13 protein-coding genes are annotated in these 17,335 nt (G+C 58.6%); 2 read left to right on the plus strand and 11 right to left on the minus strand.

Annotated elements, in window-relative coordinates:
• Positions 1-6: 6 nt before the first annotated feature.
• From OIM11_05700 to OIM11_05735, 8 genes are all read right to left on the minus strand, one after another.
• Complete coding sequence (locus tag OIM11_05700) at positions 7-2,781, minus strand: SMC family ATPase (protein ID HJJ00616.1); 2,775 nt, start codon at positions 2,779-2,781, stop codon at positions 7-9.
• Complete coding sequence (locus OIM11_05705; GenBank protein ID HJJ00617.1) at positions 2,778-3,911, minus strand: exonuclease SbcCD subunit D; 1,134 nt, start codon at positions 3,909-3,911, stop codon at positions 2,778-2,780. The genes OIM11_05700 and OIM11_05705 overlap by 4 nt, the downstream gene beginning before the upstream one ends.
• 3 nt (positions 3,912-3,914) lie before the next feature.
• Complete coding sequence (locus tag OIM11_05710) at positions 3,915-4,112, minus strand: hypothetical protein (protein ID HJJ00618.1); 198 nt, start codon at positions 4,110-4,112, stop codon at positions 3,915-3,917.
• 74 nt (positions 4,113-4,186) lie between these two features.
• Positions 4,187-4,603 carry a large conductance mechanosensitive channel protein MscL gene (gene mscL / locus OIM11_05715; GenBank protein ID HJJ00619.1) on the minus strand — a complete coding sequence of 139 codons (417 nt, stop codon included), beginning with the start codon at positions 4,601-4,603 and terminating at the stop codon, positions 4,187-4,189.
• A 100-nt stretch (positions 4,604-4,703) separates the two neighbouring features.
• Positions 4,704-5,399 carry a queuosine precursor transporter gene (locus tag OIM11_05720; protein ID HJJ00620.1) on the minus strand — a complete coding sequence of 232 codons (696 nt, stop codon included), beginning with the start codon at positions 5,397-5,399 and terminating at the stop codon, positions 4,704-4,706.
• Positions 5,400-5,694: 295 nt separating this feature from the next.
• A complete protein-coding gene (locus tag OIM11_05725) occupies positions 5,695-10,524 on the minus strand; it encodes a leucine-rich repeat protein (GenBank protein HJJ00621.1) in 4,830 nt (1,609 codons plus the stop codon).
• Between the two features lie 671 nt (positions 10,525-11,195).
• The gene (gene queF, locus OIM11_05730; GenBank protein ID HJJ00622.1) at positions 11,196-11,696 is read right to left on the minus strand and encodes a preQ(1) synthase; all 501 of its coding nucleotides are present in this window, start codon (positions 11,694-11,696) and stop codon (positions 11,196-11,198) included.
• A 14-nt stretch (positions 11,697-11,710) separates the two neighbouring features.
• Positions 11,711-12,445: a hypothetical protein gene (locus OIM11_05735; protein ID HJJ00623.1), complete on the minus strand. Its 735-nt coding sequence runs from the start codon at positions 12,443-12,445 to the stop codon at positions 11,711-11,713.
• Positions 12,446-12,600: 155 nt separating this feature from the next.
• On the opposite strand from OIM11_05735, the gene OIM11_05740 reads away from it, so the two are divergent.
• Complete coding sequence (locus OIM11_05740) at positions 12,601-13,638, plus strand: hypothetical protein (GenBank protein HJJ00624.1); 1,038 nt, start codon at positions 12,601-12,603, stop codon at positions 13,636-13,638.
• Here the strand turns inward: OIM11_05740 and OIM11_05745 are convergent, their stop codons facing one another.
• From OIM11_05745 to OIM11_05755, 3 genes are read right to left on the minus strand one after another with little or no spacing between them, the layout of a single operon-like run.
• On the minus strand, positions 13,639-14,457 hold the full coding sequence (locus tag OIM11_05745; GenBank protein ID HJJ00625.1) for a gamma-glutamyl-gamma-aminobutyrate hydrolase family protein: 819 nt from the start codon (positions 14,455-14,457) through the stop codon (positions 13,639-13,641). It lies immediately after the preceding gene.
• The gene (locus OIM11_05750) at positions 14,458-15,054 is read right to left on the minus strand and encodes a cysteine hydrolase (protein HJJ00626.1); all 597 of its coding nucleotides are present in this window, start codon (positions 15,052-15,054) and stop codon (positions 14,458-14,460) included.
• A gap of 10 nt (positions 15,055-15,064) precedes the next feature.
• The gene (locus OIM11_05755) at positions 15,065-16,066 is read right to left on the minus strand and encodes a hypothetical protein (protein ID HJJ00627.1); all 1,002 of its coding nucleotides are present in this window, start codon (positions 16,064-16,066) and stop codon (positions 15,065-15,067) included.
• A 172-nt stretch (positions 16,067-16,238) separates the two neighbouring features.
• On the opposite strand from OIM11_05755, the gene OIM11_05760 reads away from it, so the two are divergent.
• Complete coding sequence (locus tag OIM11_05760) at positions 16,239-17,333, plus strand: Fic family protein (protein ID HJJ00628.1); 1,095 nt, start codon at positions 16,239-16,241, stop codon at positions 17,331-17,333.
• The last annotated feature ends 2 nt before the right edge of the window (positions 17,334-17,335 follow it).

Raw genomic sequence — 17,335 nt, forward strand, 5'->3', positions numbered from 1 at the left:
TCTCCCCTAGAGCACGAGTTCGAGCGTGGAGCCCGAGCGTGTCTTCGTGACCTGTATCTGACGGGCGATGCGCTCCTTGAGATCGGGAACGTGACTGATGATTCCGATCATGCGATCATCGGAGCTGAGCTTGTCGAGCACCTCGATGGCAAGCTGGCAGGTCTCCTCGTCAAGTGTACCAAAGCCCTCGTCCACGAACATCGCGTCGATGTACATGCCGCCAGCCTGTGCCATGATGACGTCCGAAAGGCCGAGCGCGAGCGCGAGCGAGGCAAGGAAGGTCTCACCGCCGGAAAGCGTCTCGGAAGGACGCATCGAACCGGTATAGCGATCGAGGACGTCGATTTCGAGACCCGCGATCGAGCGCCTGTTGCGTCCGACATCACGGTGTGCAAGGCTATAGCGGCTTGCCGACATGACATGCAAGCGCTCGTTTGCCGCATTCAGCACTTGGTCGAAGTAAGCGCCCTGCACGAAGGTCTCGAAGGCAACCTTGCCTAGACTGCCCGCAAGTTTGCCCGCGGCCAGGCGCGCGAGCAGATCGATGGAGGTGAAGCTCTCCTCGAGCTGCGTGACATGCTTCTCGCCTTGCTCGAGAGCCGCAAGGCAATCCGCATGGCGAGCCACGAGCGTTTGCATGGACGTGAGCTTGTTCGCAAGGGCATCGCTGCGTCGCGCAAGCTCAGCTCGTCTCTCGCGTAGCTCCGCAAGATCAGGACTTTCCTGCTCTCCTTGCGCCTCGTGAGCGGCCTTGAGCTTCGCCTCCTGCTCGGATTGCGTGCGCACGAGCTTCTCGGCTGCCGCACGCGCGGTCTCGAACTCGTTCTCCATCTGCATCAGGCGTTTTCTCAAGACCACCAACGCCTCCTCGGCAGCCTTTTTGCTCGGATGCGCAAGCGCCGCAAGACGCGTCTCGAAGCTCGTCCGGGTCTGGGCGAGTTCGAGGTTGAGCTGCGCGATATGCTCCTGCAGCTCATGCTCTTGCTTGGCGAGCGTGTCAATTGCATCGCGCATGCTCGCAATCTGCGTCCCAAGCTCACGTTGGCGTTCCGCATCCGCGGCGCATGCCCTCTCGCCGGCAGCAAGCTCGTCAAGCGCGCTGCCGACCTGATCAAGTTGCATACGCAATGCATGCTCGAGATCGTCGGGCGTCTCGTCAAGAGATGCCTTGACGCGTGCGGCGAGCGCATCGCGGCCAGCCTGCACGTGAGCCGAAACCGAAGCCGCCTGGACGGCGCATTCATCGCGACGGACACGTGCCTCGTCAAGCTGACCGGCAAGTTGCTCAACTTGCGCATCGCTTGGCGCCTCGGTGCTGCGCTGCGCGAGCTGCGGATGCTCGACCGAACCACACACCGGACAGGGCGCGCCCTCCTCGAGCGCATCGGCAAGCATGCCCGCACGGTCAGCGTTATAGAGGCGTTGGGCCTCGAGCAAATCCGCACTCGCATGCGCAAGCGCATCTTCCGCATGGGAAAGCTCGTCATGACGCACGCGCAGCTCGTCTTCGAGTACAAGCTGACGCTTGCGCAGCGCCTCTAGTTCGGTGAGTTCGCGCTGCGATGCCTCCAGGCGCTCACGCATGGCTGCATGGTGCGCTGCCCGCACTTCGATATCCGCAAGTGTCGCCTGCTCCGCAAGGGCCGCCTCGAGCTTGGCACGAGACTGCTCGAGCTGCGGCCGCGTCTTTTCGAGCGCAGCCTGCGTCTCATGCTGGTTACGCTCGATCGTGGTGAGCCTCGTGCGCTGCGTTTCGAGCGCATCGTAATCATCAAGTGACGCATCGAGCGTATGCAGGCGCGCTCGCAGCTCATCACGTTGCGGAGCCTGAGCAACTAGCTCATCGCGCAGGGTAACGGCATCGGCTATACGCGCGGCGTTGCCATCAAGCCACTCACGGGCCTCACGGGCGCTTGCCCGCGTTTTCTCGAGCGCCTCGGCCGCGCCAAGCGAGGTGTCGACTGCAGCCACGGCTTCCCGAACCTGCGACAGCTCTCCCTTGAGCGCATCTATACGCGCGTTCTCATCATCGAGCGCAAGCCTGAGCAGGCTTTCGAACTCATGTGCGTGCACGGCATGGTCGGACAAGGCCATGAGCTCGTCGTATCTGACGAGAAGCTCTTCATCACAGGGGGGCGCAATGCGCGCAATTTCCGCTTCAAGCCCCGTACGTGCAGTGTTCATGTCCATCTCGAGCAGATGACGCCTCTCGTCGAGAAGCTCCTGGATGTGCGCATAAGCCTGCGTACCGAATATCTTGCGGAACAAGGTCTCGCGTTCCTTCGTCTTGGCATTGAGCACTGCGGCAAAATCATTCTGCGAGATCATGACGATGCGACTGAACTGCTCTGCATCAATCCCCAGAAGATCGCTCACCTGATCCGTAACATCCGAATCACGCGACGCGAGCGAGACACCGCCGGTGACATCCTCGAAAGAGGCCTCCGCACCAATCTCGCGCAGGCCCTCGCCGCGCTTCTTGGGACGGGACTGAGCAGGAGCACGATACACGCGATACTCGCGTCCGGCATGTTCGAAAACAAGCTCGACGTAGGTGAGCGTGTCAGCCGCGGCATGCGCCGAACGCATCTCGCGTGCCGGACGCAGCTCATCGCTCGTGACACCGTATAGGGCGAACTTGACGGCATCGAAGATGCTCGTCTTACCCGAGCCGGTCGGCCCGCAGATGAGGAACAGACCATGGTCAATGGCGGAGAAGTCGACGGTTTCCTGCCCGGCATATGGACCGAATGCCTGCATGGTGAGCATGAGGGGCTTCATCGTGTGGCCTCCTCGATGCATGCCTCGACAAGCGTGCGCTCGTCCGATGTGAGCTGCTCACCCGTCTGTTGCTCGTAGAAAGCGGAGAAGAGCTCGAGCGGGGTCGATTGCCTGACGTTTGCAAGACGTTCGCGCGCTCGGGATTGCGGCGCAACGACCTGCTCCCAATCGAGACGCAGGATGTTTGGATACAACGCACGAAGCTTTGCCATGGCATCGGGCAGGCTCTTGTCAGTAAGCGTGACACGCAGGTAATCGAGGGGGTCTCCCCCGTCAGCACCCGCACATATCTCCTCATACGAAGCGCGAATCTCGCGCATGTCATGCAGGGGTTCGAGCAGACACGTCCCGATTTCGATGCGGCCGTCTTCGATGTCGAGGATGGTCGCGCTCTTCTCGTGACGTGTTTCGGAAAACGAATACTTGAGAGGGCTTCCGGCGTAGCGAATCTGCGGACGCCCGACATGCTGGGCCCCATGCAGATGCCCGAGCGCCACGTAATCGTACGCATCGAACGCGGAAGCATCCACGTTGTCCGCACCGCCCACGCTCGCGATCTCAGAATCGCACGTGGCTGGCTGCACGCCCGATGCCGTGACGAACTGATGGGCGACGAGGATGTTGCAGGCAGCATCATCGAGCTCGTCGCAGGTAAGAGCCTGACGCACCGCGTCGTCATGAGAGACGATTTCCTCAGCTACATCCGGCAACGCCATGCGTACATCGGTTGGACGCACGAAGGGAAGCAGGTGAATGCAAACACGCTCGCCATCCCGCTCGACCGTGAAGCGATCGATACTGGCATCGAAGGCCTTGGCGATATGCAACCCCGAAGAACCGAGCAAACCAGAGCAGAACGAAAGCTGCTGGGGCGAATCATGATTGCCGGGAATGGCGAAGACCTCGATGCCGTTCTCGCAAAAACCCAAGAAGAGACGCTCACAAGTCTCGAGTGCCTCCCGCGAGGGAATGGGACGGTCGAAAACGTCACCCGCGATGAGGACGCCGGCGACGTCCTGCTCGCGGGCAATCGCCACAAGCTGGTCGATGATGTGAACCTGCTCCTCGACCATCGACAGGCCGTTGACGCGCTTGCCGATGTGGAGGTCTGCGATATGCAGCAGCTTCAAAAGCTAGAGCTCCTTGTAATAGAGGCGGCAGTGGCAGTAACCCTCGAACTCCGGATCTGCGATCTGGTCACGAAACTCCTGGCACATGCAGTGGTTCTCTTCGCTTATCTGCACTTTGCATGGGCAATAGCCCTCACGCTTGAGGATTCCCGCGCGAATCTTGTCGACGTACTCGCGGTCCTCGTTCATCCTAATTCTCACGATGGTCCTTTCCACGATGACACATGTGAGCTTATCACGCGCGAGGGCCGTGCACGCACTCAGGCAAGGTTCGGTTACTCAGATGTTGCGGGAGCCTCAAAGACACCGGCGCAATGCGGGCAACGCGTCGCACCCACCTTGACTTCCTCGAGGCAGAACGGGCAGCAAGGGGCATCGGGTTCTGCATCGTCCTTCTTGCCCATGCTCCTCATCTTGTTCACGCCCTTGACAAGGCAGAACACGATGAAGGCGATGATGAGGAAGTTGATGCAGGCACTGATGAACGACCCGAAATCGATCCCCGTTCCTGGAATGACCAATCCCCCAACCTCGGCATTTCCGCCCGTGATGAAGTTGATGAGCGGTTGGATGATGTCCGAAGTCAGCGCCGTGACGATTGCCGTCAACGCACCGCCAATGATGATGCCGACGGCCATGTCCATCACGTCGCCCTGGTTGATGAACTCCTTGAACTCCTTGAAGAAACTCATGATGTGCTCCTCTGCTCCTCATGGCAGCATGCGCCAGGTATATCTATCTCGAATTCATATTATATGCGACCAAGAAGAGAATGGGGAGACCATGGCTCGCTTATGCCTGCTCCTCGGCGACAGCAAGTTCGCTGCGAGAGCTCTTGCGCGTGAGGAAGTAGAAGACGGGCGTATCGAGAGCAGCGAGGATGAACTTGCACACGTACTGCCCCACCATCATCGCGAGAAGCGTCGGCAGCATGGCCGCGTCAAAGGCCCAGCCAATGCCGATGCCGAAGGCGACCGTGATGTAGATGACGGTGTCAATCGCCTGCGAGCTCATGGTCGAGGCATTGTTCCACACCCAGCGCCACGTGCTGCTCTTGCCACGGCTTAGGAAGAACCCCCGAATCTTGTGAAAGACGAAGACGTCCCAGCTCTGGCTCGTGAGGTATGCGAGCAGTGAGGCAACGACAAAGACGACGTTCTGGCCAAGCAGCATCTCGTAGGAACCCTGCATCTCGGGATTTGCCGCCGGCAGTACCTGCGCGATGGCGATGAGCACGCAAGCGATGACCTGGCAGACAAAGCCCCACTTGACGATGAGCTGTGCTTCCTTGCGACCCCAGATCTCGCCGACCACGTCCGTCATAAGGAAGGTGATGAAGTAGCAAATGACCGCGCTGGGAACGACGACTGCCGTGCCGAACAGCGTGAAGCCCGTCGCAATCGTCTTGGCCGCGACCATATTTGACACGACGAGCGCGATGGCGAATACCATGCCGCAGAGCATGAGGTTACGTTGAGTTTTCTCCATGGTGATTCCTTAGTTTTTTATGGCTGGATGTTGCGAACAGCCCCCGTCGCCCATGCGGCGGATTTGCAATACGACGGGCATAGTAACACAGCATCGTCCATGACGCGAAGGATGCGGCGTGCGAAACTCGCCTCGACGGTCGCTTCCCGACGGCCCGCTTCGCGGTCCTTACGGCGCGCTCCCTTGAACCTCGGCTTTGTTTCGCACGCCACATCTAACGGAAAAGGGAGAGCGCTTGCATGAAACAGGCACCCTCCCTTAGATGAACTTTCGAACAAGTGATTAGGCCAGCACCCTACATTCCGTACCAGCCAATGTCCTCGTAGTTCCAGCCAATGCTCACGAGATGGTCACGCTCAACGTCACTCGTAGTGTAATGATGGCTTCCGGAGTTGTTGGTCGGCGCAGTGGGGTCAACGTAGGGGTTGAACAGGCGATGCAGACCAACCGTCTGGGTATCATCGGAGTACCAGCCTATCCCCTCGTAGCTCCAACCCGCCTCGACGAGCGCATCACGCTCGAAAGCCGAGGTCGTGTAATGGTGGTCAGTACCCGAATACAGACGGTAGACCGGCGCGTTCGACTCCACGGGAGCTGTCCAAGCAGTACCCTCGTAATCCCAGCCTGCGGCGGCAATCGCATCGCGCTCGAACTCGCTGGCGGTGTAGAAATGCTCACCGGAATTGGGATTGTAGAGACGGTACATTATCTGTGACTCAGTAGGCGTCTCCGACGGGTTCGAAGGTTCTGACGGCTGCTGGGGATTCGATGGCTGTTCCGGAGTTGCAGGATCTGCCGGCTTAGATGGCTGCTCAGGATTAACAGGTTCGGACGGCTTCGAAGGTTGCTCGGGAGTCGTAGGCTGCGTTGGCTTGGAGGGTTGCTCGGGTTCGGTCGGCTTGCTGCTCCCCTTCTGGACACTCGTCACCTTGAAGCCCCAGCCAGTCAGCGCCGCATCGGTGATCAGCTTGATCTTCGCCGTATCACCGGAAACGGTCACACTCTTGCCAGCCAACTCGGAGCCAGTCCACGAGCTTACAAGCTTGCCACTTGCATCATAAATACGGATATAGTCGCTACCCTGCTCGACGTTCGTACGCCCATCAAACTGCAGCACGAGGGAGCTGGCACCAGGAATCGAATAGACCCAGGCGTCCTGTGAATCGTTCGAATAGGGATGCGAGCTCTCCAACTGGGACACGGCTGTCGCCGTCACGACGTTGTTTATGACGGTGACCTCGCAGCTACGCGAACGACCGCTGCCGTCCTTGGCCGTGGCTGTTATGGTGGCACTTCCCTTCTTCAACGCCGTCACCTTACCGCTTTGGTCAACCGTGGCGATTGAGGCATTGGATGTAGTCCAGGTAATCCCCTTGTTATTGGCATCGCTTGGATACACTGAAGCCGTGAGCTGCACGGTCTCACCGCTTTCAAGGGAAGCTGAACTCTTATTCAGAGATATGCTCGTAACAGGCTGCGAAACGGTGACTTTGCAGGTGGCAGATTTCTCCCCCACCGCAAGCGTAATCGTCGCAGCGCCCGCGCCCACAGCCTTGACTTTGCCGTTTGCATCCACGGTGGCAACATTGGCGTCGGAGGATTTCCACACGACGTTGCCCGTGAAGTCGAGCGGCTGTATGTCGGCACCCAAGGTCTTGCTTTCGCCCTTGAGCATCGAGATATTGCTCTCGGAAAGCTTGACGCTCGCAGCGGGCTTAATGTTGAGGACGAACTTGGCGCCCTTGCTTTGTGCCCAGGTCTGGGCAGCGGAACCCGCCTCGCCATACACGGTCATCTTTGCCGGATAGCTAAATGCGCTATCCGCAATCGAAGTCGTTGCCTTGGGGATGGTGATGCCGGTGAGCTTGGTGCACTCGGCAAAAGCGTTATTTCCAATCTTGGCGACTTGATACGGAAGAACGATCGACGCGAGTGAATCGCAGTGACGGAAGGTCTCCGACGGAATCTCCGTGAGAGCCGTGCTGAGCGTCACATCCGTGAGCGCGTCACAATCGTAGAAGGCCTGAGTACCCAGACTTGTGATGCTATTGGGCAGTACGATTTTCTTGAGCGCATCACAGTCCCTGAAAGCACCGGATTCGATAGTGTCCACGTCTGGCGGAATTGAGATGCTCGCCAACGACTTGCAGCTATCAAATGCTCCGTTACGGATAGCAGTCAGTGAGTTGGGCAACGATACGCTCGTCAGACTCGTACAGCCTTGGAATGTGTTGGCAGGGAGATTTTTTTGGCCCTGATTGATCGTCATCGTTTTTAATGAAGTGCACCTTGCAAATACATATTCGCCCATTGAGGTGACCGAGTCGGGGATCTTGATGGTGGCCAGACTCGCGCAGCCGCGGAAGGCGTTCGCCCCTATCTCGGTGAGCGTCGAGGGAAGCGAGACCGATGCCAGCCTCGGGCAGTTGTCGAATGCGCCGCCCTCGATGACGGTGACGCCCTCGGGCACCGCGATGGACTCGATCCCGGTGCAGTCGCTCAGCAGGTTGTAGGCAACGCGCGTGGTCCCCCGCTCGAACCTGACCTCCTTCAGCCCGTCGCATTCGTTGAACGGCCCGCCATAAGACACGAAATCCCCGCAGCTCTCCAGGGAAGCCGGCACGGTGACGGACGCTATCGCGTCGTCGTCGCGGAACGCGGCTGCCCCCAGCGTCTTAAGCGAAGCGGGCAAGTTCACCGACGAGAGCGCCGGGCAGTAGGCGAAGGCGAAGTCGCCCATTGAGGTGACCGAGTCGGGGATCTTGATGGTGGCCAGACTCGCGCAGCCGCGGAAGGCGTTCGCCCCTATCTCGGTGAGCGTCGAGGGAAGCGAGACCGATGCCAGCCTCGGGCAGTTGTCGAATGCGCCGCCCTCGATGACGGTGACGCCCTCGGGCACCGCGATGGACTCGATCCCGGTGCAGTCGCTCAGCAGGTTGTAGGCAACGCGCGTGGTCCCCCGCTCGAACCTGACCTCCTTCAGCCCGTCGCATTCGTTGAACGGCCCGCCATAAGACACGAAATCCCCGCAGCTCTCCAGGGAAGCCGGCACGGTGACGGACGCTATCGCGTCGTCGTCGCGGAACGCGGCTGCCCCCAGCGTCTTAAGCGAAGCGGGCAAGTTCACCGACGAGAGCGCCGGGCAGTAGGCGAAGGCGAAGTCGCCCATTGAGGTGACCGAGTCGGGGATCTGAACAGTCATCAAATATGCATTCGACTTGAATGAGTTACTCCCAATCCCAACGACCTTATGTCCATCGAGCTCGTCGGGAATGATGAGCGCCCTCGTGTTCCCATGATATTTGGTGATGGTGGCGTTGCCTACATCATCTAGATCGTACTCGTAGGTTGCGTACTCCACCCATTCGCCGGCATCGTTATAGCCCCAGCCACTGCCGCTTTCTGACATTCCGTTCAATAAATAGCCATACTTGGAGCCATAAGACCCCATTCTCCATGATCCGTAGGTGTATTTCTTGCCCCTCGTACAACTCGAGACCGTCTTGCCATCCTCCACATGACGATGCATGCGCACGGGGCTGTTGTGGGCATTCCATATTTCGACACGCTTCGTAAACGACTTTGAGAACGGTCGTATGCCAAAGGTTGCCCCCGCATACCCTTCGGCATAAAGATGCGCCTCCATGTCCTGACAGGTTCTGGGCGTACTACCAACGTAGGTGTCTTGGACGTAGTTCGCCTCAAAACCGAATCCTGCACCAACAGTCGCCGATATACCGGGCGCACCGACGCTAGATGAGATATCGAACCCGAAACGTGCTGTGGCGGTAGCCGTGATGCCAGGTTTGTTTTTCTTGAACTTCTTGACCATGCGAAATTTGTTTGCCGGATCATATTGCATGCCAACTTCGAAGTTGGCGGAAACTGTCTTGCTGAGTTTTCCTTCCGCACTGGCAAAGACGCTGAACGTGGAACTAAACCCCGCAACCCACACGGCTCCAAGAGGCACCTGAGTTTGAATCGAACCCTTTGCTTCAGCCGTGAGCGACGCGGTGCCCGAGATGGAAACATAGTATTTGTTGCTTACCAAATTTGCGCTTGTCTTTACCTTGATGCCAGCTATGGCACCCGTTACCGAGCACGGACCGGCTTTTGCCGAATACTTAAGCGTGCCTTTGTCATAGGAAACTCCCTGCGTCTGCAAGCTTTGGACAGTGATACCGCCGGTATCAAGCCCGCTTGCGGCAGCCTCATCGATGTTGGCGAACATCTGCGTCTCAATGCCTTCGGATTCCTCGAAATCAGACAGGTCGAGCTCTTCTTCCTCGCCATACACGAGACTTTTGTAGCCCTCGCTTGCCTCGACATCTTCAGTGGATATGACAGTCGTCGTACCTTCTATGGAAATGCCAACCGCCTTATAGACCATGGGTAAGTCGCCGATATACACCGCAAACTTATCTCCACTTGCCAAGGTGACAGGACAATTCGAAATCGTAACCGAGCTCGTGTCCTCGGCAATGTTCACTTCCGTCGTCGCGGGAACAACCTTCACGTCATCGGCAAGGACGATGTTGTCCTCAACCGATGTCACGTCATCACTCGAATGCCACACCTCGGCACCATCGCCAATCATCGCATCCGCTTCACCTGCCGAAATGAATGCATTTGGATTGACCTTGCCGTCCGCAAGAGCAAACCATCCGCGATTGACGGCAATCTGGAGGTCGTCAGGGTGGGTAGCATCCGCACTATCCGAATAGGTGTACGTCTCGCCTTCCTCCAGCATGAAGCCCAAGCAGTAGTTGAGCGTTTGGGCTGCAAAGTCGCGGGTCACATAACCATCGGGATCAAAATTGTCACCACCTGCAACGTCAATGATGCCAAAATCCGTTGCCATCATGATTGCCGTGTAGTTTGCGTGAGAGCTCGTGACATCCGGAAAATAATCCTCCGGATACTCGTCGGCATCTGCCACTGTCACGTCAAAGGTATCCACCAGACGCGCCACCCAAGCCGCGCGCGTGATCTCACCTGACTGGGCAGTAAAGCCACCAGGGCCTTCGGCCAGCGCAAAGGCTGGACACAGGGTGGCAACAAGAGTAACTGAGAGAAGACAGGAGGGTAATCGCTTGCCAAACGATCCAATCGAGCCAACATCCATAACGACCTCCACGGCAGCTGGGCGCAAAGCGCCATATTAGTGATAACTACAGTGGAGTCATGATTGTGAGAAGGACATCCACCACAGCTACCACACTGCCGAGAAGTCGCGGACCAAAATGGTCAACTGCAAACAAGCTCGAAAAGGCAGATGCCCTTCTGGCAACTTGTTCACAATTAACAACTGGTGACTATTCAGTTGGTTCGCGACTCCCCATAGGGATTCGACAGTGTGGTACCACGTATTTTATCAGCTGAAAGATACCTTTTGCGGTGGGAAGAAGAGTCATGCAACAAACGGCTGACGCTTGTGTAAGCGCATGAGAGATTTCTCGACTTCGCTCGCTAAGCTCGCTCCGGTCGAAATGACAGAATAGCGCGAAAGGCGCATCGAGCCGAGGTCCAAGGGAGCGAGCCGTAAAGACCGCGAAGCGGGCTGTCGGGGAGCGACCGTCGAGGCGAGAGGTGCCTTCCGCGCTCCCTTACGTTGACTATGGCATTGAGGCGGAAGGTGGTGAGATTTCTCCACTTCGGCGCTTCGCGCCTTCGGTCGAAATGACAAGAGAGATCCGTTTCGCTCGGTCGAAATGACAGTAGCGGTGGTGAGATTTCTCCACTTCGGCGCTTCGCGCCTTCGGTCGAAGTGACAACGGGGAGACGCGCCAAGAGACACTATCCGCGTGCGCCGTCTCCCGAGTCGAGGTCCGAGAGCTGCGAGAACATGCGCTCGGTGGCAATCTGCTCGTAGCCCGCGCCAGGACGCGCCCAATTGGCAAACGGGTAGATGGAGATGCCGCCGCGCGGATAGAACATGCCACGCACCTCGATGTACTTGGGGTTCATGAGCGCGACGAGGTCCTTCATGATCACGTTCACGACGTCTTCGTGAAAGTCGCCGTGGTTGCGGAAGGAGAAGAGATAGAGCTTGAGGCTCTTGCTCTCGACCATGCGCTCGTCTGGGACGTAGTTGATGTAGAGCGTTGCGAAATCGGGCTGGCCGGTAATGGGGCACAGCGTCGTGAACTCCGGACAGCGAAACGTGACCATGTAGTCGTGACCGGGGTGCTTGTTCTCGAAGGTCTCGAGCAAACTGGGGTCATAGTCTTGCGCGTACTGGGTGTGCTGGTTGCCGAGCAAGGTGAGACCCTCGGCCTCGCGCGTGGCTTGTGACATGTTGTTGCGTCCCCCTAATCGAGCTCGGTTGCCGAGGCGACCATGTTGTACGAGTCCTTCGCACCGAGTGCCTTGATGAGCTTGGCGCGCTCTTCGAGCAACTTGGACTCATCGCAGGGGAAGAAAGCCACGTATACGGGAAGCTCGTAGCTCATGTCCGCATGCACGTAGAGATTGCCCTTGCCATCGAGCTGCTTGCGCATGCCCTCGAGCATGGAGGCAGCGGCCCCCACGTAGACGTCACGATAGGCACCGGGATCATCGGCGGCAACGTCGGGCTCGTAGGTGAGAATGGCAAAGCAACCGGGTTCCTTCGCAAAGGCGAGGTCATCGCCGGGAGTGTCTTTCTCGAGAGCCGCAGCCGGACGCAGGGCAACGGCCGAGGCGATGGTCTCGTCTATCTGCTTCTCGCGCGCAAGGGCAGCGGCGACCTGGCGTTTTTGGGCACGTAGGGCACGCGACTTGCGAATTCTATGGGAGAAGTGGGCAAAAGTCGCGACGGTCAATGCCGAGACGACAACGACGCCCACGCCGATGACGGCTGCGGCATGGCGACGTTCCTCGTTGCTTGAGCCATGACGTGCCTGGTCGAAGGTCTTCTCGACAAGCTTGGGGACATTGCCCGCCGCAGACTTCATGGCGGGAAGGGCGACTTTCCCCAGTTCGAGATTGGCGGCACCGATGTACTTGGTAGCCGAGCCGATGGCGACTGCGGCATCCTGCATGGACTTGAGAGTCGACATATCCATGGTGGTCCTCCTTGCTCTTCGTCGTGAAGCCGTTTGCTCATCGAGGCTGTCGCTTTGTACCAGCCAGGTAATTGGTTCTATGCCCGCACCCGGGTTCGCGATAAAATTATTGCTTAGATTTTATCATTCGCGAGCCACTGTAAAGGACGTGAACCGTGTCACAAGAACTTTTCACCTGGATTCCCGCATACGAGGCAATCGCTGACGCGCTCCTTGCGCGCAAGTACAACCGAGGCGAGATTCTGAGCGTCTTTGCCGAGATCACGGGCGATGACGAGCGAACCAACATCGACCCCTTCACGTTCTTCACCGCCTTCAATCGTTCCATGATCGAGGTCGACCGCAGGAGCGCGATCGAGACCATCATGCAGCGCTTTGGCGTAGACGCCCCCCTACCCCATGATTTCATCGGCATTCCTTGCTCCAACCAGGAACACTGGCAGTACTTCGATGACTCGGACCAGGGCGTGGACGATTGCTGGCGCCTCTTCGAGACCGCCCTTGCGTTTGCCGACCAAGGCGAGCGCGACGAGGAGACGTTCGCGAAGTTCTGCGAGCTCTTCGACACGGTCCACAAGCAAGATGGCATCACGAAGGCACGCCTCACGCGCACCCTCTATTGGATGCGCCCCACGTTCTACCTTCCCTTCGGCGAGAAGAGCCGTGAATACCTCCATGGCCAATTCGGCATCAACACCCCCATCGTGATGAAGGGAGCACGCTACGTACGCCTCCTCAAGGAAGTCGCCGCCGTGTGCGATGAGCCCTTCTTCGAGATTGCGGCGCGTTCCTACAAGGCTGCCGACGATTCGGCTTGGTGGCCCTACGCAATCGACTACGATCCAGACATGAGCATCCACCAGTGGATCACCATCCTCAACGATGAGGAACTCACCACGCCGGAAATCATCAAGGTGCTCAAGTTTATCCACGAAAACGGCGACGAGGTCACTACCGAGGAGCTCGCTAACCAGTTCCTGCACGATCGCGAATACTACAGCAGCCTTCTACGCACCTACGCGCGCAATGTCGCACGCGAGATGGAGCGCGGTAACTTCAAGGGTTCATGGTGGCCAATCATGTTCATCGGGCGCAATGCCAACGAGACGGACAATCGCCCAGGCGATTACATCTGGCGCATGAGGCCCGAGCTCGTCGAAGCCCTCGTCGCGCTTGACAAAGACGAGCTTTAGCTAGCGCGAGAAAAACTCCCGTTGGGCGTCTGCATCCAGGCGTCCGCTCATGCGTGCCCGGACCGCCTCCTCGACGAGCGCATTGAAGAGGTTTCCCATGTGCTTCTCGCCGAGGAAAAACTCGGGATGCCATTGCACTCCGAGCATGAAGGTCTTGTCGATGGCCTCGATGGCTTCGATGAGGCCATCCGATGCATATGCAACCGGCATGAAGCCATCGGCAACCATGCGCACGCCCTGGTGATGAAACGAGTTCGCTGCCGAAGAGTCCGCTCCGAGTATGCCATGCAGGCGCGATCCGCGCTTTACGTCGATGTAATGGGCCGCCTCTGTCGGCTCCTCGACCTGCCAATGCAGGATGGGCTTTCGCGTAAGGGAATCAACGCCATCGTACTGAGCGGGCAAATCGACATAAAGTGTCCCGCCATAGTGCACGTTCATGGTCTGCATGCCCCGGCAAATGCCGAGCGTCGGCACGTCGAAGCGATGCGCGAAATCGAGAATGAGCTCCTCGACGGTATCGCGCAGCGGCGTGATTTCGCCAAGCTTCTCGTAGTCATCGGCATCCGGCGAAACTCCGTAGCGCTCCGGGTCAACGTCCTGGCCGCCCGTGAGCACGAAGCCATCGACGATGGGCAATAGGCGCTCGTAGACTCGACGGTCTTGCGAAAGCGGAAATATGAGCGGCACGCCACCGGAAAGCACGATGGAGTTGATGTAGTGGTCATTCACGCGGAAGATGTGATCTTCGGGCATCTGCGTTGGCACGATGCCGATGATGGGAAGCGTCCCCCGTCCCTGGCTGTTGCGGGCGCTCATCTAGTCGGCAAGATACGCGAGCACGCGAGCGGTATCGACCACGCGCGAGTCATAGCAACGTGAGAAGTAGTCGAGGGCATATTCCTGCGTGCCGATGAGGAAGGTGGCCGTCGCATCGGCGGCAACGACGGTCTTGTAGCCGCGGAAGTATGCCCCTGCCAGCGTCTGGAGCACGCAGATGTTGGTATCCGCGCCTACGACGATGAGCGTGTCAACGCCAAGCTCGCGCAAGGTCAGGTCAAGGTCGGTCTGGAAGAAGCCATCGTAACGACGCTTCGGGATGATGTAATCGCTCGCGCACGGCTCAAGCGCTGCCGCGGGCTGCGCGTCCTCGGTGTCGACGATGCCGTGCTCGCCCCACAGCTCGAGCTCACGATCCAGGCCGGGAATATGCGCATCGTCAACAAACACGACCGGAACGCCCGCCGCACGTGCGGCTTTCGTAATGGCGGCGCTGTTCGACACCATCTCCTCGAGGACGGGCAGGACGGGATTCGACCCTCCGAGCACGTCAACGACAAGCACGGCCGTCTTGGCCAGGTCGATGCTGTCGGACTGCTGCCAGGTGGTTTCCTGTGCGACGGGAAGATACGCCATGAGATTGCTCCTATCGGTTCGAGATGACAAGAAGGAAGATTATGAAGATGACGAAGGCGATTGCCGCGACGATGACGACGGCGCGCGCCTTCCCCGATGCCGCCTTGCTAAGCGCATGTTTGGACTCGAGACTGCTGACCTGCGCTTCCATCGCAGCCGCCGTCCTCTCGTTCTCCTCGATGCGCGCGGCCATGGCCTCGGTTTCCTCGGGATGCTCGATAACGTACTCGCAAAAGCTAACGCGCTCATGGGCGGCGGCAAGGCGCTTCTCAAGCTCCTCGATGCGCTTTTCCGCCTTCTCCTTGTCGCCGTTGAGATGCTTGATGCCGTCGAGCGCGCGCTTCTGCTTGGAGCGCTCCTCTTTCTCACGTGCATCGAGAGCCTTCTGGGCGCTGCGTTGCGCGGCCTTGGCAGCTTCGAGTTTGCCGTTGACCTTGTCGACCACGGCATCGTGAGCCGCTTCCGTCGAGGCAACCGCAGGCGAGTCCGCATCGAAGAGATCGAGGGAGTCGCGCTGGGCCTTCACCTGCTTGAGCTCGTCTTTTGCCGAGGCAAGCTCGGCGTTGCGCAGGTCGAGCTCGTCCTCGAGCGGACGACGTTCCTTCGCCTGCCTGCGCTTGAGATCGGCAAGGTCATCGTTGGCCTCGGCGATCTTGGCCTCGATATCCTCACGATTACGCGTGGCGCGTTCGATATCGGAGTTGGTCGCCGCGATAATGTGCTCCTGGTCGACGAGTATTGACTCGTGATTGAGCGCGATGTTCACACGGTCATCGTAGGCCTGTTTGAGCGTGGCGAGCGTCTTTTTGTACTCGTCAAGCGCCTTGCGTTTCTTCTTGAGATCGCGACCCTGGGCCATGCTCGTCCCGAGCGCCGAGAAGCTCTCGAGATATTCCTCGGCATCAAAGAAGCTCTTCTCGCTCATATCCTGCGTGGCGTTTTGGTCATTCGTCCGCAGCTCAACGTGATCGGCGTCATCGTAACGCGTCCCACGGTTTGTCGTCGGTTCCATTCTGGTCTCCCTCGTACAGGCACCCGAATTATGCATGCTGCCCATTGTACTCGGACGAAACGATTTGCCACGCACCTTCTGAGAAAAAGTCTATTTGTCCAAATCGACATGAGGTTATATAATTTGGTCAGTTTTATGTATTTGTCCGTCATTCAATAGAAACGGCCTCGATATGCGCGATTTAGATTACAACGCCACCCTGCAAAAGCTCTTCACCCCCAGCATCGTCGCGACGCTCACCCAAATTCACGAGGGCAAGGGCATTCTGCCCATCGCGTCCGTCACGGGTCAGGACACGCTCGAGAAGCTCAACGAAATCGCCAAGACGCGCGATGCGGGCGCCTCATGCCGCCTCGAGGGCATCAAGGTGACCGAGAAGCATTTGCGCGAGCTGCTCGACGGCAAGGAGCGAGCCAACACGGATGCCGACAAGGCCGTGCTCGGCTATCGATCCGTACTCGAGACCATCGACAACAGCTACTCCACGCTGCGCATATCTCCGGCCATTATCCTCCAGCTGCACAGCGACCTCTTCCGCTACGCCGATGACGTGAAGAGCGTCGGCAAGTGGCGTGGTGGCGATCGCGCCCGCGCGGCATCGTATGGCCAGACGAGCTTCATGCCATCGGATGGCCCGGTCAAATATCACGGCATCCGCACCGACCTCGTGAGTGCGCCGGATGTGCCGGCCATGATGCGCGAGCTCTGCAATGCCTATAGCAACGCCTTGCGTGAGAAGACCTACAGTCCCCTGCTGGCGAGCATCATCTTCCTGCTCGATTTCGTCTGCATCTATCCCTTCGACGAGGGTACGGGCCGCATGTCGCGCCTGCTCGCATCGCTCATGTTCGACAAGATCGACTTCACCGTCGGTCGCTACGTCTCCATCGACTCGGAGCTTGAGGCAACCCAGGACGATTACTTCGGCACCATGAAGGAAAGCGCCCAGGGCTGGGAGACCGGCGAGAACGACTACACGCCCTTCGTCGAGTACATGCTCGATGTCATTCTCAAGTGCTACGAGGACCTCACCGACCGCACCTCCGCCTTGAGCGTGCGCGGCAGCAACGAGAAGACCATCAGGCAGTACTTCCAGTCCATCGACGAGCCGGTGAGCAAGATCGAGATTCTCGAGTCCAACCCGATGATGAGCCAAAAGACGCTCGAGCGCATTCTGCAGAAGATGCAAAAGGAGCACTCCATCGAGAAGGTTGGCGCCGCTCGTGCCACGCGTTACCAGCGCGTCGTGCGCCAAATCCCGATGTAGGG

It is taken from the genome of Coriobacteriaceae bacterium (genome assembly GCA_025992705.1).
In the GTDB taxonomy this organism is placed as follows: domain Bacteria; phylum Actinomycetota; class Coriobacteriia; order Coriobacteriales; family QAMH01; genus QAMH01.